Below are 15,760 nucleotides of genomic sequence, written 5' to 3'. Positions count from 1 at the left end.
CGTTGCCCGGCGTACCGGTAGCTACCCCACCAGATAGCGCAACACACCCGCCGAGACCACGCCGATCAGCACGGTCGGGAGCATCGACAGCCGCGTGGCGGCCAGCAGGGTAATGGCCAGCGCGGCCAGGTCGGCGGGTTTGTCGGCAACGAAGTCCGGGGCGATCACCGAGATCAGCACGCAGCCCGGCGCGGCTTCCATCACCGTCACCGCACGTTTGCTCAGGGTGCGATTGCGCAACGCCAGGAAGCCGACGATGCGGGTCAGGTAGGTGGCGGCGGCCATCAGCACGATGGTCAGTACCGAGGTCCAGTGGATCAGGCCATTGAAGATCATGCTGCGTCCTCCGCCAGCAGCCAGGCGGCGGCCAGGCCGGCCAGTGCGCCGCTGGCCACGTACCACGCGCCCGGGACCAGCAGATAAGTGGCGGCGGCCACGACCAGGCTGACCAGCCACGGCCGCGCCGCCTTCATGCCCTGCCACATGCCGCGCAGCAGCACCAGGAACACGGCGGGGAAGGCCATGTCGAAACCATAGGCGTGGATGTCGCCCAACAGCGGCCCGATGATCGCGCCGAGTGCGGTGCAGGCCACCCAGACCGTGTACAGGCCTGCCGACACGCCCAGGTAGTAGGCCAGGCTGAAGCCAAGCGCGCGCCGGCGCGCATCGGCCACGCCCATCGCCCAGCTTTCGTCGCACATGAAGAACAGGGCCGGCAGCACGCGTCGGCGCGGCAGGTGCTGGAGCAGCGGGGCCAGGCTGGCGCCCATCAGCAGGTGGCGGCTGTTGACCAGGGCGGTGATGGCCACGATCAGCGCGATGTGCGGTGGCGAGGTCCACAGTTCGACGGCGGCGAACTCCGAGCCACCAGCGAAGTTGAGACCGGTCATCAGCGGTACTTCCAGTGCGCTCAGGCCCTTCTGGGCCGCCTGCGCACCGAGCACCAGGGCAAACGGAATGAAGCCGATCATCACCGGCACGGCGGCGCGCAGGCCGCGCAGGAATTCGGCACGCGAGGCGGTATCGCAGGTGGCGGGCGGGGGGAGGGTGGTACGGGCGTCCATGGAACGGCACAACAAGGTGGGGGTGGCCCATGCTAGCGGTCCAATCACGAAATCGGGTTGCGTTGATGCCACTTGATTCTGGATGATTGATATTTCATGCGGCCAGAAGCGAAACGGGTGAAATTCCATGCAGTACCAGCTCGACAACCTCGATCGGCGCATCCTCGACGCCCTGCAGCGCGACGGTCGCCTGCAGAACCTGGAGCTGGCTCGCCTGGTCGGGCTGTCGCCGTCGGCCTGTCTGCGCCGGGTGCGGTTGCTGGAGGAGGGCGGCTACATCGACCGCTATGTGGCCTTGTTGAACGAGGCCAAGGTGGGCCGTGGCTTCACGGTGTTCGTGCGGGTGTGGCTGCGGGGGCAGGACGAGGACACCACCAATCACTTCATCAACAGCATCAAGTCGTTCCCGGAAGTGCTGGAATGCCATCTGATGGCCGGTGACTGCGATTTCCTGCTGCGGGTGGCGGTGGCGGACCTTGATGCCTACCGGCAGTTCCAGATGCAGCACCTGAACCGGATTGCCGGGGTGCAGAACACCAAGACGGAGATTCCGATGCAGCGGATCAAGCAGACGACCCAGCTGCCGCTTTGAGGGATGAGGTTTGCGGCCGGGTTGCACCCGGCACCCGCGGGTAGTGCCGGCCGCTGGCCGGCAACCTCAACAGCAACAGCAACAGCGGGCCTGCTGAGGGATGGCGGGGTGGGTCCGGTTGCGGGGGACGCTGCAAGTCCCCCTCCGGGGCCCGGCCCAGCCGCTGGCGGCTGTGCGTTCGGGCGCTTGCGAAGCAGTGCTTCGCAAGCAAAGCGCCCTCACCCATGTAAGCTCGGTCGCCGCTTGCTCGTGTGCGCTGTCTTGCGCACACGGCAAGACCGGGGTTGGGCGTCCTGCCCAACCCGCCCGAGGCATGCCTCGGGCCCATGCGGCTCACGCCCCCGCAACCGGACCCACCCGCCTTCGACAGATTTCCACGATCTGCCGGAACGGCATGAGCTGCTATTGGTGGGTGTCGACCTTGGTCGACACGTCTGGGTCGGCACGGGGTCGGATCCCGTTGCTGCGCAACGGGCTCTGACCCCAGGCGTGGATGAGGTGGTCTGTTCGATCTATTGATTCCTGATGGGTGACTGGCTTCAGGTCGGCTGTAGGCGGCGGTCATCGCAATGACATGTGACCCCGGTACGGTTTGAGCCCGCTTGCGGGTCGCGCGCGGGCCGAGGTTCCGGTCTTGGCGCGCGTCCACTGCAGCTGCTGTCGCTGCCGAGGGTCATGTGTTCTACGTCAGGGGGCTGAATGGACACCATGCGGTCAGAACTTGGAAGGTGGCCATCGCGGCATGGCTGCTGCTGTCCTTTGCCGCTGCCGGGCAGGACGGCGTTCATGCCTACGACATCCCTGCGCAGCCACTGGAACAGGCGGTCGAGCGCTTCAGCGTCATCAGTGGGTGGTCCGTGATGTACCCGGGCGATCTTGCCGCGGGCCGCAGCAGCCGTGCGCTGCGCGCCAGCCTGCCGCCGCTGCCCGCCCTGCAGGCGCTGCTGCAGGACTCCGGCGTCGAGGCCGAGGTGATCGGCAAACAGCGTGTGGTGCTGCGCCGGAACACGCCCTTGGCTGCCGAACCCGGTGTCGGCGCGGAACTCGCCGATGCGGAACGTCGACGTCGCTATGGTGGGCTGCAGCAGCGGCTGCGTGGGGTGTTCTGTGACGACCCGGAGATCGCTCCCGGCCGCTATGCCGCGATGCTGCGTTTCCGTGTCGACAGCGAGGGCCAGGTGCATGCGCCCGAGCTGCTGTCAGGCAGTGGCAGCGAGCGCCGCGATGCGCGCCTGCTGCAGGCGCTGCAGCACTTGGTGCTGGCGCCCGATGCCGCTGCGCTGCCGCAGCCGGTAACGCTGCAGATCCGACCTTCCGGCACCGACCACGACTGTGGCGGGCGCACGCCCCTTCCATGACTTCAAGGATTCGAACATGAGCAACGGTACGGCTGGGGCAGTTGACCTGATGGACCACCTTCTGGGTGCCTACGATGAACTGAAGCGCCGGCTGGTGCGCAAGCTGGGCTCGGAGGAGCTGGCCGGCGACGCGCTGCAGGACACGTGGATGCGCCTGAGCGCGCGGCGTGACCGCCTGGATGCCGTGCAGAACCCCGCGGCCTACCTGCTGCGCATGGCAATGAATACCGTGATCGACCGCCAACGTGCTGACCACCGCCTGCTGAGCCTGGAGGAGGTGGATACGCTGATGGACATGGCCGACCCTGCACCCGGCCCGGCGCAGGCGGCTGAACTGGACTTCGCGCTGGAAGACATGGTCGGCCTGCTGCAGCGCATGCCCGAGCGCCGTCGCCGCATCCTGCTGGCGATCCGTGTCGACGGCCTGCAGCAGCGCGATGTCGCCGATCACCTCGGTGTGTCGCTGCGGCTGGTGCAGCGTGAGCTGAAGGCCGCCCAGGACTATCTGGCCGAGCGCAGCGGAACGGGGCGCCAGGTGCGGTTCTGAACGGCGGCATCCGTCTACACTTTGACGCCGAGCAGAACCCCGCAGCGTGCGGGTCCGGCATGAGCCCCCATGGATCCTGACGATCGCCCGCAACGCCCGCTGGATGCCGTCGAGCGTCAGGCGCACGCGTGGGTGGTGCGGCTGACCTCGGGCGAGGCGACCGCCGCCGACGGGCGCCGGTTCCGCGCGTGGTGTGAGGCTGACCCGCGCCATCGCGAAGCGTTTGGCCGTGCGCGCCGGCAGTGGGAGCAGGTGCGGCTGGCCGGCGAGCAGCTGCCAGCGGCCGCGCGTCAACCGGTCGCGCCGACGCCGGCCCAGCGCTGGAGCCGACGCGCCTTCATGGGCGCCGCGATTGCCGCCCCGGCCAGCCTGGTAGTGGTGGCGGCCATCCGCCCGCCGATGGGCCTGTGGCCCTCGGTGACAGCCATGGCAGCCGATTTCCATACCGGCACCGGTGAGCGACTGCAGATCGCGCCCTCGCCGCAACTGAAGATCGAACTGGATACGCAGAGCAGCCTGCGCCGCCGCGCGCACACGCAGGGCGAAGGCTTCGAGCTGGTGCAGGGCCAGGCCGCGATCGAGACCCAGGCCGGTCTGCGCCTGGCGTTGTTCGCGGGCCCGGGCTGCGTGATTGCCGATGAGGGCGCGGTGCGCCTGGACGTACGCAACACCCAGGGCCAGGTGCGGGTGACCTGCCTGCAGGGCAGTGCCCGCATTGAGCATCCGCAGGGCCGGCTGCGGCTGCAGGCGGGCCAGCAGACCCGGTACGACGAGCGCCTCAGTGGTGTGGTGGCCGAGGCCGTGGCGTCGGAAGTGAGTGCCTGGACGGAGGGCATGCTGGTGTTCCGCCGCGCACCGCTGCGTGAGGTGGTGGAGGAGATCAACCGTTACCGCCGCGGCAAGGTACTGCTGGGCGAATCGGCATTGGCGCGCGCCCCGGTCAGCGGCCGCTTCCGCATCGATGATCCGGACGCGGCGCTGGAGCAGCTGCGACGGACGATGTCGCTGGATCTGCGTCGCTTTCCGGGTGGCATCGCCGTCCTTGGATAGATGAAGGCGCTGGCCGTGCGCGCCGCGCCGGGCTGTTGCAAGCAAGGAGAATCCAAGGATGCGCAACGAGACCATCGGTGTGCTCGATCTGCGCCGCAATCTGTCTGCATTGCTGGAAACCACCCAGCGAAGGCCCCTGATGGTGCATCGCTATGGTTCGCCCTGGGTGTGCGTGGTGTCTGACGCGCAGTGGCAGCAGCAGGCGGTGCTGCTGGACTTCAATCCGCAGTCACACCCATTGGCGATGCTGCTGCGGCTGCAGCAGCAGGAGATGCCTTTGGTCGAATCCGGGGCGCTGCCGCCTGCGGTGCTCGCACGCGCACTGCTGTTGGCGGGCATGCATGGCATCGACGATCTCACGCAGCTGCATGAGCAGGTACTGCATCATCGGCTCTGGCACTGGTTCGTGGCGGGCGCCCATGGGGTGATGGAGGGCTGGCAGCTGCCCGCACTGCGCGTTGCGCTGGCGTCATGGTGCGATGACGTGGACATGACCGATGCACTGGTCGCATTCGCTGCCCGCAGCGACGTGGCGGTACTGGCCCGCCGTTGTGGGGGTGACGCACCGCGGCTGCAGCGCGAAGCCTGCAGGCGGATGACGCTGCGATGACGTTGCCGGTGAAGCGCCACCCCGTGCACAGAGTTGCATTCGCGGTGTCGCTTCACCTGCCTTGCTGACGTCTTCTCCAGAGTACGACGCACCACGCGTCGTGGAGCACGGGCGGCGCAGATGGAAGACAGTCGCAGGATCAGCATGCTGGAGCTGGATCGCCACCTGAGCCAGTCGCTGGAGCAGGCACGGCACACGCCCCTGAACGTACAGCGCTATGGGCGCTCGTGGGTCTGGGTGCTGTCCAGTGACGCCTGGGCGGATGCGGCGCGCTGGGCGGCACTGGACAACAGTGCGCATCCACTGGCGGCACTTCGAAAGGCCCTCGACCTGCGGCTGTGGCCCTGGCCCGACGCGGCCATGAGCGCGCTGCCGCTTGGCGCAGCCGATGCGCGACTGCTGCAACGTGCGGCCCTGCTGGTGATCGTGCGTGATCTCAACACTGCGCAGCGCGTGTACGACGACCTGCGCTACCACCAGGCCTACCGCATGTTCATCGGCCTCGACCACGGCACCGCGTGGTCGCCGACGCAGTGCGTGCGTCTGCTGCAGGCGTGCGTGCATCCGTTGCTGCGCGAGTGCATCAACCAGACACTGGCCAGCGTGCCGCCGCACCTGCTCGAGGCGGCACGCGCGCCGGCTGCACGTGCGCCCGCACAGGCAACCGCGCAGCGAATCGCAGGCGGATGTTTATCGTACTGACACATGCACCGCTGACCATGGTGCAGCGGTCTCTTCCAGGATGACGAGGGCGGAACAATGGCAAGGCAGGCAGGTGGTCGCAGGGCTCGGCAGCAGGGCTTCAGCCTGATCGAGATCATGGTGGTGGTGGTGATCATCGGCATCCTTGCCGCGCTGATCGTGCCGCGGTTGATGGACCGTCCGGACCAGGCGCGTGTGGTGGCGGCGCGCCAGGACATCGCGGCGCTGATGCAGGCGCTGAAGTTGTTCAAGCTGGACAATGGGCGCTATCCCAGTGCCGAACAGGGCCTGCAGGCGCTGGTGAAGCCGCCGCAGGGCAGCGGTGCGTTGCCGGTGACGCCGTATCTGGATCGCCTGCCGAATGATCCGTGGGGCCATCCGTACCAGTACCAGGTTCCAGGCACTCATGGCGACATCGATGTGTTCTCGCTGGGTGCGGACAGCAAGCCCGGTGGCGACGCCGGGAACGCAGACATCGGCTCCTGGCAGCTGTGAGGCGTGCTGATGGCAGCCCGGACGCGTTCGATTTCATGCATCCACCAGCGTGGCGTGGCGGTGATCGTGGCCTTGCTGGTGGTGGCATTGGTGGCCGTGATTGCCACTGCGCTGCTGACCCGGCAGTCGGCGCAGCTGCGCGCGCTGCGCGGCGACCAGTTGCGCGCACAGGTACGCATGGCGGTGGATGCGACGCTGGAGCGTGCGGCGCAGCAGCTGCGTGAGGATGTCAAGGAACAGCTGACCACGGTGCGCAGCGGGCGCTGGGCGCGCCCGTTGGAATTGCAGGCGCCATTGCCGGTGCAGCTGCAACTGGTCGATGCGCAGTCGATGTTCAACCTGCGCAACCTGCTGGCACAGGGCAGGCCGGACCCCGAGGCGCGGGGCGCGTTCGTCGCGTTGTGCGCCGGGCAGGGGCTGGGCCAGGGCACCTGCGCATCCGCGGTGGACCACATCCAGGCGCGCCTGCGCGACGGCGATGTGCAGGCGCAGGCACCGCTGCCGCGCGAATCACTGATCGAACAGGCGCTGGTCGGCGCTGACCCGGTGGCGTTGCAGGCGCTGGCGCGGCGCACCGTGGTGTTGCCGGCGCAGACCCTGGTCAACGCCAACACCTGCGACCTGAGCGTCCTGCAGGCGGTCGCGCCTGCGGTGGAACCGGCAAGGCTGCAGGCGCTGCTCGCTGAGCGCGACGCTGGCCACTGGCTGCTCAACCGCGGTGACATCGCCAACCGACTCCAACTGAGCAACGAACAGATGGCCGTGCTTCCGCTGGGTATCCATAGCGAGTGGTTCCTGGCCGTGGGCCGGGTGCAGGCTGACGGCAGCGCGGTTGATTTTCGCGCGCTGCTCTGGCGTGAGTACCGCGACGACGGGGTACGTGTACAACGGGTGTGGACGAGGATCGGCGCATGACGGTGCAGCTTCGGGTGCGCCTGCCGCCGTTGGCGCACCTGCGCGCCGACAGCGCGGTGGACTGGGCGCAGCTGCACAAGGACGAGGTAGTGGCACACGGCCGCGACACGCTGGCCGCGCTGGGTCTGCGGCATCCGCGGGCCACAGTGCATGCCTGCCTTGACCCGAACGACCTGATCCTGCTGGAACTGCAGCTGCCACCGCTGTCCGGGCGCCGCCTGCAGGCGGCGTTGCAGGGCGAGGTGGAGGCCATGCTGCTGGATGACCTGCAGGACGTGGCGCTGGCCCACGGTCCGCAGGCGGCAGACGGTACGGTTCCGGTGGCCTGGCTCGGTCAGCAGGCCATCGCGCAGGTGCAGCAGCTGCTGGCCTCGTGTGCGCTGCAGCTGCAGGCGTTGTATCCGACGCCACTGCTGCTGCCTTGGCAGCGCGGCCACGCCACGCTGCAGGTCAGCGGCGAGCATCTGCTGGTGCGCAGCGGGCGCGATCGGGGACTTGTCCAATGGTATGGCGGACGTGACGCGTCCGCGGTGATGCAGGCGTTGGCCACCCGCCTGCAACAGGCCGGGGTGCGGGCCGTGCAATGGATCGACAGCGTACCGCCGGCGTGGCCGGACAGCCTGCCGGCCAGCGCCGTTGCGCATGAACAGCAGGCCTGTGGTCCGTTGCCGGGTTGGTCATTGCCGCTGCCCGGCGCAGGCCGTCAAGCGCCGCGACTGGCGATCGGCCTGGCACTGGCGGCGGTGCTGCTGGCTGCACTTGGCCTGCAGTGGCAGGTCTCGCGTTGGCGGATCGAGGGTGAGGCGCTGCAGCAGGGCATGGCACGGCAGTTCAGCGCACGCTTTCCGGAGGTCACCGATGTGGTGGACCCGGTGTTGCAGGCAAGGCGAGCGCTTGCGGTTCCACCGCCGACGCCGCCGTTGCCGGCGCTGCAACGTCAGGTCGCCAGCACGCTGCACGCGGTTCCGGAGCTGGCGGGTCAGGTGCACAGCCTGCACTACCAACCCGGGCAGGTGTACCTGGAGCTGGACGCCGGTGCCCAGGCATTGGCCGACGATCCACAGCGGCTTGAGCGCTGGCAGCAAGCGATGCAGGCGCAGGGACTGCAGCTGGCGCGCGATACCGGTGGACGCCTGCGGGTGAGCGGAGCGGGACAGTGACGACCCGAACCCTGCGGCTGGGCCAGGGGCTGGTGGGCCTGCAGCAGCGCTGGCAACGCCTGCCACCGCGCGACCGGCTGATGCTGTGGGTGATGGTGGTGGCGCTGCTGGTAGCGGGCCTGTGGTCGTTATGGCTGGAGCCCCTGCTGAAGCAGCGCACGCACTGGCAGGCCGAACTGCCACGGCTGCAGGCGCAGTCCCGCGCACTGGCGCCGCTGCTGCGCGCGCGTGAGCGCCAGCAGCTGGCGCAGGGCCAGCATCCGACCCTGGCCGGGCTGCGTGACCAGATCAAGGCTGCCGGTCTGGCCGACGGCCTGCACATCGAAGCGCGCGACGGGCGCTGGCACCTGCAGGTACGGGCCGTACCCGCCGATGCGCTATGGAACTGGCTGCTGCCGCTGCTGGCCGACCCGGCCATCGAGTTGCAGCAGCTGCAATTGACACGCACAGGGGATGCGAACATGCCGGCGGCACGGATTTCAGGACACATCGTGATGGTGGCAACTGCGGGTGCCCATCCATGAGGGCGATGCGCAGCCTTGCCTGCAGTGCCGCATTGGCACTGATCGTGTGCATGGGCCACGCGCCGGCACCCGTGCTGGCGCAGGACACCCGCGATGAGCCGGTGCAGTTGAACCTGGTCGACACCGACATCGGCGGCGTGCTGCGCATGGCGGCGCGCTTCACCGGGCGCCAGTTCCTGGTCGACCCACGCGTGACCGGCAAGATGACGGTGGTTTCCGATGGCCCGGTCAGCCGTACCCAGGCCTACCAGTTGCTGCTGGGCGCATTGCGCATGCGTGGCTTCGCCGTGGTCGAGAACGGCGGCGTCAGCCGGGTGGTGCCGCAGGCCGATGCCAAGTTGCTCGGTGGACGGGTGGGCAGCGGTGGTGCAGGGGGCGAGATCGCCACGCGCACCTTTGCGCTGCGCTATGAGAATGCGGCGGCGCTGGTGGCTGTGCTGCGGCCGATGATCAGCCCGGACAACCCGATCACCGCCAATCCAGGCAACAACACCCTGGTGATCACCGACTACGCCGACAACCTGGATCGCATCGCGCGGGTGATCGCCAGCGTCGACACGCCCGCCGGCATGGACACCGATGTGGTGAAGCTGCAGCAGGGCATTGCGGTGGACGTGGCGGCAATGGTCGCACCGCTGCTGGATGCGCAGGGTGCCGAGCCGGGCCAGAAGGTGGTGGTGATGGCCGACCCGCGCAGCAACAGCGTGCTGCTGCGTTCCAGCAGCCCCGGCCGCACCCGTCTGGCGCGGCAGCTGGTGGAGAAGCTGGACCGCGCCCAGGACGAGTCCGGCAACCTGCATGTGGTCTACCTGCGCAATGCCCAGGCCAATCAGCTCGCCGGCGTGCTGCGCGGCGTGGTTGCGGGGCAGAGCGATGCGCCGGCAGTGGGCAGCAATGAAGGCATCACGCCACTGCCTGGCGATGCAAGCCGTTCCGCACCGGCGCAGCCGTCGCAACCGCAGCAGGCCAAGACCGGAAGCAATGCGCTGGAATCGCAGCGGCTGGACCCGAGCCGGCGTGACCCGATCGATGCGGGAAGCACCGGCTTCAGCCAGAACGGCATCTCGGTGCAGGCGGACGTGGCCACCAACACGCTGCTGATCTCGGCGCCGGAGCCGGTGTACCGCAACCTGCGACGGGTGATCGACCAGCTCGACCAGCGCCGTGCACAGGTGCTGGTCGAGAGCCTGATCGTGGAGGTCAACCAGACCGATGCGGCCGAGCTGGGCGTGCAGTGGATGCTGGGCAATGGACGCACCTTTGGTGGCACCCACTTCGGTGGCGCCACCGGCGGCAGTGGGCTCAATACCGGTGCCCGCACCACGCTGGACGTGCTTCCCCGGGATGGCCTGAAGATCGGCGTGATCGACGGCACCATCAACCTTCCAGGTGTCGGCCAGATCCTCAACATGAAAGCGCTGGCCAACGCACTGCAGAGCAAGGGCGGCGCCAACATCCTGTCCACGCCGAACCTGATGACGCTGGACAACGAAGCGGCCAGCATCATGGTCGGCCAGACCGTGCCGTTTGTCAGCGGGCGCTACGTGACCGACGGTGGCGGCGGCAGCAACAACCCGTTCCAGACCATCGTGCGCGAGGACGTGGGCCTGAAGCTGCGCGTGCGCCCGCAGATTTCCGAAGGCGGCACGGTGAAGCTGGACATCTACCAGGAAGTCAGCAGCATCGACGCGCAGAGCGCGAACAGCACGGCCGGCATCATCACCAACAAGCGCGCCCTGGATACCAGCGTGCTGCTGGACGATGGCCAGATCATGGTGCTGGGTGGCCTGCTGGAAGACAGCGTCAGCCATGGCCGTGATGCGGTGCCGGGGCTGGGAAAGATCCCGGTGCTGGGCGCCTTGTTCCGCAGCGACACGCGCAAGCGCGCCAAGACCAACCTGATGGTGTTCCTGCGCCCGCACGTGGTGCGTGACCCGGCCGCCGGCCAGCGCCTGACCCGCGACCGCTACGACTACATGCGCAACGCGCAGGCGGGCGCGCAGCCAGTACAGAGCTGGGCCTTGCCGGCGCTGTCGGCACCGCAGCTGCCACCGCAGGACCTGTCTGTACTCGGCCAGGGCAATGCGCGCGATGGCCGGGGCCAGCCGTTGCAGAACACCAGCCTGGCCGCGTTGTATCCGTCCGGTGACGGCGATGCGCAGCTGGTGCAGTTCGCGCAGGGGCTGGACCCGGCGCGTGCCAGCCAGGGCGTGGCGCAGGTGCGGGCACTGGGCCTGCAGGCCTATGCTGAAGCGACGCCCGGCGAGAGCGGGCAACGCCTGCGCGTGCGATTGCCGCGCGATCCGGCGACGCTGGACCCTGCGCTGCAGCAGCTGCGCGGGCTGGGCTACACGCCGGAACTGGTGATCGGGCCGTGAGCGCTTCCGCGCCGCTGGCGTACGCCTGGGTGCGCAGCCATGGCGTAATGCTGTCCGAAGTTGGCGGCGAGCCCGTGTTGCTGGGCACCGCCGACACCGCAGCGTGGGCTGTGGCCGAGCTGCGCCGGCGGCATGGCCCGCTTCCGTTCCAGATGCTGGATGCGGCAGCCTGGCAGCAGCACTTGGGCGAGCAGTACCGTGACGGCGGCGATGCCGCTGCCGTGGTGGGGGCCGTCGAGAGTGAAGTCGATCTGGACCGGTTGATGCAGGACATGCCGGAGGTCACCGACCTGCTGGATGCGCAGGACGATGCGCCGGTGATCCGCATGATCAATGCGTTGCTGGCACAGGCTGCACGCGACGGTGCCAGCGATCTGCATATCGAGCCGTTCGAGACCCATTCGGTGGTGCGCTACCGGGTGGACGGCACGCTGCGCGACATGGTGCAGCCACGGCGCGCACTGCATGCAGCGCTGGTGTCGCGCATCAAGATCATGGCCCACCTGGACATCGCCGAGAAGCGGTTGCCACAGGATGGGCGCATTGCGATCCGCGTGGGCGGGCGGCCGCTGGACATCCGTGTTTCCACTGTACCGACCGGGCACGGCGAGCGCGCCGTGCTGCGATTGCTGGAAAAGGATGCCGGCCGCCTGCAGCTGCAGCGCCTGGGCATGGCCGATGACACCTTGGCCACATTCACCGGGCTGATCCGGCAGCCGCACGGGATCGTGCTGGTGACCGGGCCGACCGGCAGCGGCAAGACCACGTCGCTGTACGCCGCGCTGGGCCAGCTTGACAGCAGCACCAGCAACATCCTCACCGTGGAAGACCCAGTGGAGTACGACTTTGCAGGCATCGGCCAGATCCAGGTCAACGCGCGCATCGGCATGAGCTTTGGCACCGCGCTGCGCGCGATCCTGCGCCAGGATCCGGACTCGATCATGATCGGTGAGATACGCGACCTGGAAACCGCACAGATCGCGGTGCAGTCGTCACTGACCGGGCATGGGGTGCTGGCCTCGCTGCACACCAACGATGCGATCTCGGCGGTGACCCGCCTGGCCGACATGGGCGTGGAGCCGTTCCTGCTGGCTTCGTCGCTGCGCGGCGTACTGGCGCAGCGGCTGGTGCGCCGGCTGTGCACGCAGTGCCGGCGTGCCGAGGTGGATGGCGAAGGCCGAACCGTGTGGCGCGCGGTGGGCTGTGCGGCCTGTGCCAACAGCGGCTATCGGGGACGCACCGGCATCCATGAACTGTTCGTGGTCGATGACCGCGTGCGCGCATTGATCCATGAAGGGCAGGGCGAGCCCGCGCTGCGCGAGGCCGCGCGGCGCGCCGGCATGCGCACGTTGCGGCAGGACGGCCAGCGCTGGGTCGACAGCGGGGTGACCACGCTGGAAGAAATCCTGCGCGTCACCGGCGACGACTGAGACGACGATGGCACTGTTCGATTATCAGGCCGCCAACGCGCAGGGCCGCATCGAGAAAGGCCAGCTGGACGCCGACAGCCCGCGCGGTGCGCGTCAGCTGCTGCGCGGGCGTGGGCTGACGCCTGTGCAGGTCAGTGCGGCGCGCAGTGCCGGCAGTGGCTGGGGTGCTCGCCGGTTGTCAGCCAGTGAGCTGGCCTGGGCCACGCGCCAGCTGGCCAGCCTGCTGGCCGCCAGCCTGCCGTTGGAAGGTGCCTTGAGTGCGGTGATCGAGCAGGCCGAGCGCCCGCACGTAGCGCAGGCGCTTACTGCCGTGCGTGCGGATGTACGTGCTGGCCAGCGCCTGACCGTGGCACTCGCCGCGCGGCCTCGCGATTTCCCGCCGATCTATCGGGCCCTGGTGGGGGCGGGTGAAGACTCCGGCGACCTCGCGCGAGTGATGGAGCGCCTGGCCGACTACATCGAAGAGCGCAACGCGCTGCAGGCCAAGGTGCTGACCGCCTTCATCTACCCGGCGGCGATCAGCCTGGTGTCGGTGGCGATCGTCATCTTCCTGCTCAGCTACGTGGTGCCGCAGGTGGTGACCGCGTTCGTGCAGGCGCGGCAGACGCTGCCGATGCTGACCCAGGTGATGCTGGCGGCCAGTGCTTTCGTGCGCAGTTGGGGCGTGTGGGCGGGGCTGGGCATCGCTGCGCTGGTGGTGGCATGGCGACTGGCGCTGCGCCGGCCCGAGCTGCGCCTGCGCTGGGACGCGATGCTGCTGCGGCTGCCGATGGTCGGGCGTTTCGTGCTGGGTGTGAACAGTGCGCGCTTCGCCTCGACACTGGCGATCCTGCTGGATGCCGGCGTGCCGCTGCTGCGCGCGTTGGAAGCTGCCCGGCAGACACTGGGCAATGCGTTGCTGGCGCGTTGTGCCGATGACGTGTCCGCGCGCGTACGCGAAGGCGCTGCGCTGGGTGCTGCGTTGAAGGTACAGAAGGTATATCCGCCGATCCTGGTGCATCTGGTGGCCAGTGGCGAGAAGACCGGTTCGCTGGCGCCGCTGCTGGATCGCGCCGCGCAGACCATCTCACGCGAGATCGAACGTCGCGCGATGGCGCTGACCGCCCTGCTGGAGCCGACCATGATCCTGGTGATGGGCGGCGTGGTGCTGACGATCGTGCTGGCGGTGCTGATGCCGATCATGGAAATGAACCAGCTGGTGCAGTGATGCGCAAAGCGCATCACAGGTAGAGTCGACTGTTAGTCGACTAGCGCGCAGCGCGCGTGCTTCGTACTGCTGCTGCGTGTGAAGAGCAGTCGACTAACAGTCGACTCTACCCAGTCGATTCGATCCAGCCGATCCCATCAAATCGATTCGATCCAGTCGATTCCATCGAATCGATCCCATCCAGTCGATCGGACGGCGTCGTTGGAATGTGGCATGGGCCGATTCTCCACACAATCCTCCACACCTTTTTTCGATCTTCCACAGGTTTCTTAAGCGGCCTGTCATCGGTGCGGACCAGCATGGACACGTCGCCGCAGAGTGGGCTGGGAGGCCCTCGGCGGCAGCAGGCGTGTAGTGACCGTTCCTCCCTTGGCGTTTCCCTTCGCAGTAAACCCTTCAGGAGAAGATCATGAACAAGTACAAGACCCTGGCCGCGCTGGTTGCTACCGCGCTGCTGGCCGCTGCTGGTGCCGCTTCGGCCCAGACCGCCGTCACCGGCGGCGGCGCTTCGCTGCCGGCCGACCTGTACAAGGGCCAGGCCGACAGCATCCTGCCGGCCAACTTCAGCTATGCCGTGACCGGTTCGGGCACCGGCAAGAAGGCCTTCCTGGAAAACAATTCGGCGCTGTTCTCCACCACCGGTACCGTGCACTTCGCCGGTAGCGATTCGGTGCTGAACAGCACCGAGCTGAGCACCTACAACAGCACCTACAACGTGTCCGGCGACGCCAACCGCTATGGTGCTCTGGTGCAGATCCCGTCGGTGGCCACCTCGGTCACCATTCCGTTCAACAAGGCTGGTTCGGCGGTTGACCTGTCGGTCACCCAGATCTGCGGCATCTTCTCCGGCAAGATCAACAACTGGAGCCAGCTGGCGGGCCTGGGCCGTACCGGCGCCATCCAGGTCGTCTACCGCGGCGAAAGCAGCGGCACCAGCGAACTGCTGACCCGCTTCCTGACCAGCGCCTGCCAGCCGGCTGACGTGTCGGGTACCAACCTGAAGCTGACCAACGGCGTGCCGGCATTCTCGGTGCAGTCGACCTTCGCCAACCTGTTCACCAGCTTGCCGTCGAACTTCATCGCTGCCCCGGCCACCGGTGGCACCGCGCTGTACAACGCCGTCTATGCCGTTGACGGCCGCGTCGGCTATGTCGGTCCGGACGTGATCCCGAGCCTGACCGATGCCACCAAGATCGCCAAGGTCAAGGGCTTCTCGCCGGATGAAGTGAGTGTGCAGGCCACGCTGGAAACCGCTGCGCCGCCGACCGGTGCCGCCGCCGAGAACCCGGCGAACTGGGTGCCGGTGTTCGGCAACCCGAACGCGGGCTATCCGATTGCCGGGTACACCAACTTCGTGTTCGGCCAGTGCTACAAGAATGGCACTGTGGGCGCCAACGTGCGTGCCTTCCTGGCACGTCACTACGGCAGTGTCGTCGATGCCAGCGGCGTCGAGAAGGGTCCGAACGACGACGCGATCCGCGCGCACAAGTTCATTCCGCTGACCAAGACCTGGCGTGATGCGGTCCGTACCCGCTTCGCCACCGCCAGCAATGCCGGTGCGGTGAACAATCCGAGCACCTGCTCGGGCATCGGTCGTCCGCTGTAACTGCCATTGCTTCTGTAGTTGCAGGAAATGCACAAGGGCGCCGGCAGCAATGCCGGCGCCTTCTGCGTATGTCCGCTGCATGACAGTGATGCGCCTGTCGCCTTCACGCCGTCGCCACCGTC

Annotated in this window: 16 protein-coding genes; 14 read left to right on the top strand and 2 right to left on the bottom strand. The window is 67.9% G+C overall.

Annotated elements, in window-relative coordinates:
• Window positions 1-21: 21 nt before the first annotated feature.
• Window positions 22-336, bottom strand: a complete 315-nt coding sequence (locus AC5P8J_RS05760; protein WP_111102601.1) for an AzlD family protein — start codon at window positions 334-336, stop codon at window positions 22-24.
• Window positions 333-1,064: an AzlC family ABC transporter permease gene (locus tag AC5P8J_RS05755; RefSeq protein ID WP_227853838.1), complete on the bottom strand. Its 732-nt coding sequence runs from the start codon at window positions 1,062-1,064 to the stop codon at window positions 333-335. The genes AC5P8J_RS05760 and AC5P8J_RS05755 overlap by 4 nt, the downstream gene beginning before the upstream one ends.
• 127 nt (window positions 1,065-1,191) lie before the next feature.
• Here AC5P8J_RS05755 and AC5P8J_RS05750 point away from each other — a divergent pair, with 127 nt between their 5' ends.
• The 14 genes from AC5P8J_RS05750 (at window position 1,192) to AC5P8J_RS05685 (ending at window position 15,638) form a co-directional block, all read left to right on the top strand.
• Window positions 1,192-1,656 carry an Lrp/AsnC family transcriptional regulator gene (locus tag AC5P8J_RS05750; RefSeq protein ID WP_005413654.1) on the top strand — a complete coding sequence of 155 codons (465 nt, stop codon included), beginning with the start codon at window positions 1,192-1,194 and terminating at the stop codon, window positions 1,654-1,656.
• A 677-nt stretch (window positions 1,657-2,333) separates the two neighbouring features.
• Entirely contained in the window at window positions 2,334-3,014 is a 681-nt protein-coding gene (locus AC5P8J_RS05745) for an STN domain-containing protein (RefSeq protein ID WP_155029668.1), read from the top strand.
• A 16-nt stretch (window positions 3,015-3,030) separates the two neighbouring features.
• Complete coding sequence (locus AC5P8J_RS05740; protein ID WP_026347004.1) at window positions 3,031-3,561, top strand: RNA polymerase sigma factor; 531 nt, start codon at window positions 3,031-3,033, stop codon at window positions 3,559-3,561.
• 69 nt (window positions 3,562-3,630) lie between these two features.
• A complete protein-coding gene (locus AC5P8J_RS05735) occupies window positions 3,631-4,611 on the top strand; it encodes a FecR family protein (RefSeq protein ID WP_227853839.1) in 981 nt (326 codons plus the stop codon).
• Between the two features lie 58 nt (window positions 4,612-4,669).
• Complete coding sequence (locus AC5P8J_RS05730) at window positions 4,670-5,221, top strand: hypothetical protein (protein ID WP_111098548.1); 552 nt, start codon at window positions 4,670-4,672, stop codon at window positions 5,219-5,221.
• A 120-nt stretch (window positions 5,222-5,341) separates the two neighbouring features.
• Window positions 5,342-5,923, top strand: a complete 582-nt coding sequence (locus AC5P8J_RS05725) for a hypothetical protein (protein WP_227853840.1) — start codon at window positions 5,342-5,344, stop codon at window positions 5,921-5,923.
• 57 nt (window positions 5,924-5,980) lie between these two features.
• Window positions 5,981-6,418, top strand: a complete 438-nt coding sequence (gene gspG / locus AC5P8J_RS05720) for a type II secretion system major pseudopilin GspG (RefSeq protein WP_005416799.1) — start codon at window positions 5,981-5,983, stop codon at window positions 6,416-6,418.
• Window positions 6,419-6,427: 9 nt separating this feature from the next.
• A complete protein-coding gene (gene gspK / locus AC5P8J_RS05715; protein ID WP_031270524.1) occupies window positions 6,428-7,333 on the top strand; it encodes a type II secretion system minor pseudopilin GspK in 906 nt (301 codons plus the stop codon).
• Window positions 7,330-8,493, top strand: a complete 1,164-nt coding sequence (gene gspL / locus AC5P8J_RS05710; RefSeq protein ID WP_227853841.1) for a type II secretion system protein GspL — start codon at window positions 7,330-7,332, stop codon at window positions 8,491-8,493. The genes gspK and gspL overlap by 4 nt, the downstream gene beginning before the upstream one ends.
• Entirely contained in the window at window positions 8,490-9,017 is a 528-nt protein-coding gene (locus tag AC5P8J_RS05705; protein ID WP_021203914.1) for a type II secretion system protein M, read from the top strand. The genes gspL and AC5P8J_RS05705 overlap by 4 nt, the downstream gene beginning before the upstream one ends.
• Window positions 9,014-11,395 carry a type II secretion system secretin GspD gene (gene gspD, locus AC5P8J_RS05700; RefSeq protein ID WP_021203913.1) on the top strand — a complete coding sequence of 794 codons (2,382 nt, stop codon included), beginning with the start codon at window positions 9,014-9,016 and terminating at the stop codon, window positions 11,393-11,395. Before AC5P8J_RS05705 ends, gspD begins: the two co-directional genes overlap by 4 nt.
• Window positions 11,392-12,825, top strand: coding sequence for a type II secretion system ATPase GspE (gspE, locus tag AC5P8J_RS05695; RefSeq protein ID WP_021203912.1), 1,434 nt, complete (start codon window positions 11,392-11,394; stop codon window positions 12,823-12,825). The genes gspD and gspE overlap by 4 nt, the downstream gene beginning before the upstream one ends.
• A 7-nt stretch (window positions 12,826-12,832) precedes the next feature.
• Window positions 12,833-14,032 (top strand): type II secretion system inner membrane protein GspF, encoded by a 1,200-nt coding sequence (gene gspF, locus AC5P8J_RS05690; RefSeq protein WP_111098541.1) that lies wholly within the window; start codon window positions 12,833-12,835, stop codon window positions 14,030-14,032.
• Between the two features lie 409 nt (window positions 14,033-14,441).
• Window positions 14,442-15,638: a substrate-binding domain-containing protein gene (locus tag AC5P8J_RS05685; protein ID WP_227853842.1), complete on the top strand. Its 1,197-nt coding sequence runs from the start codon at window positions 14,442-14,444 to the stop codon at window positions 15,636-15,638.
• Window positions 15,639-15,760: the final 122 nt, after the last annotated feature.

The organism is Stenotrophomonas sp. YJH_SMC_37 (genome assembly GCF_059370035.1).
The sequence above is the reverse complement of the archived record's forward strand: the minus strand, read 5'-3'. Positions and strand labels throughout refer to the sequence as shown.

Coding starts and splice junctions, on each gene's coding strand:
- AC5P8J_RS05760 (WP_111102601.1), bottom strand. CDS start 336: ATGATCTTCAATGGCCTGATCCACTGGACCTCGGTACTGACCATCGTG.
- AC5P8J_RS05755 (WP_227853838.1), bottom strand. CDS start 1,064: ATGGACGCCCGTACCACCCTCCCCCCGCCCGCCACCTGCGATACCGCC.
- AC5P8J_RS05750 (WP_005413654.1), top strand. CDS start 1,192: ATGCAGTACCAGCTCGACAACCTCGATCGGCGCATCCTCGACGCCCTG.
- AC5P8J_RS05740 (WP_026347004.1), top strand. CDS start 3,031: ATGAGCAACGGTACGGCTGGGGCAGTTGACCTGATGGACCACCTTCTG.
- AC5P8J_RS05735 (WP_227853839.1), top strand. CDS start 3,631: ATGGATCCTGACGATCGCCCGCAACGCCCGCTGGATGCCGTCGAGCGT.
- AC5P8J_RS05730 (WP_111098548.1), top strand. CDS start 4,670: ATGCGCAACGAGACCATCGGTGTGCTCGATCTGCGCCGCAATCTGTCT.
- AC5P8J_RS05725 (WP_227853840.1), top strand. CDS start 5,342: ATGGAAGACAGTCGCAGGATCAGCATGCTGGAGCTGGATCGCCACCTG.
- gspG (WP_005416799.1), top strand. CDS start 5,981: ATGGCAAGGCAGGCAGGTGGTCGCAGGGCTCGGCAGCAGGGCTTCAGC.
- gspK (WP_031270524.1), top strand. CDS start 6,428: ATGGCAGCCCGGACGCGTTCGATTTCATGCATCCACCAGCGTGGCGTG.
- gspL (WP_227853841.1), top strand. CDS start 7,330: ATGACGGTGCAGCTTCGGGTGCGCCTGCCGCCGTTGGCGCACCTGCGC.
- gspD (WP_021203913.1), top strand. CDS start 9,014: ATGAGGGCGATGCGCAGCCTTGCCTGCAGTGCCGCATTGGCACTGATC.
- gspF (WP_111098541.1), top strand. CDS start 12,833: ATGGCACTGTTCGATTATCAGGCCGCCAACGCGCAGGGCCGCATCGAG.
- AC5P8J_RS05685 (WP_227853842.1), top strand. CDS start 14,442: ATGAACAAGTACAAGACCCTGGCCGCGCTGGTTGCTACCGCGCTGCTG.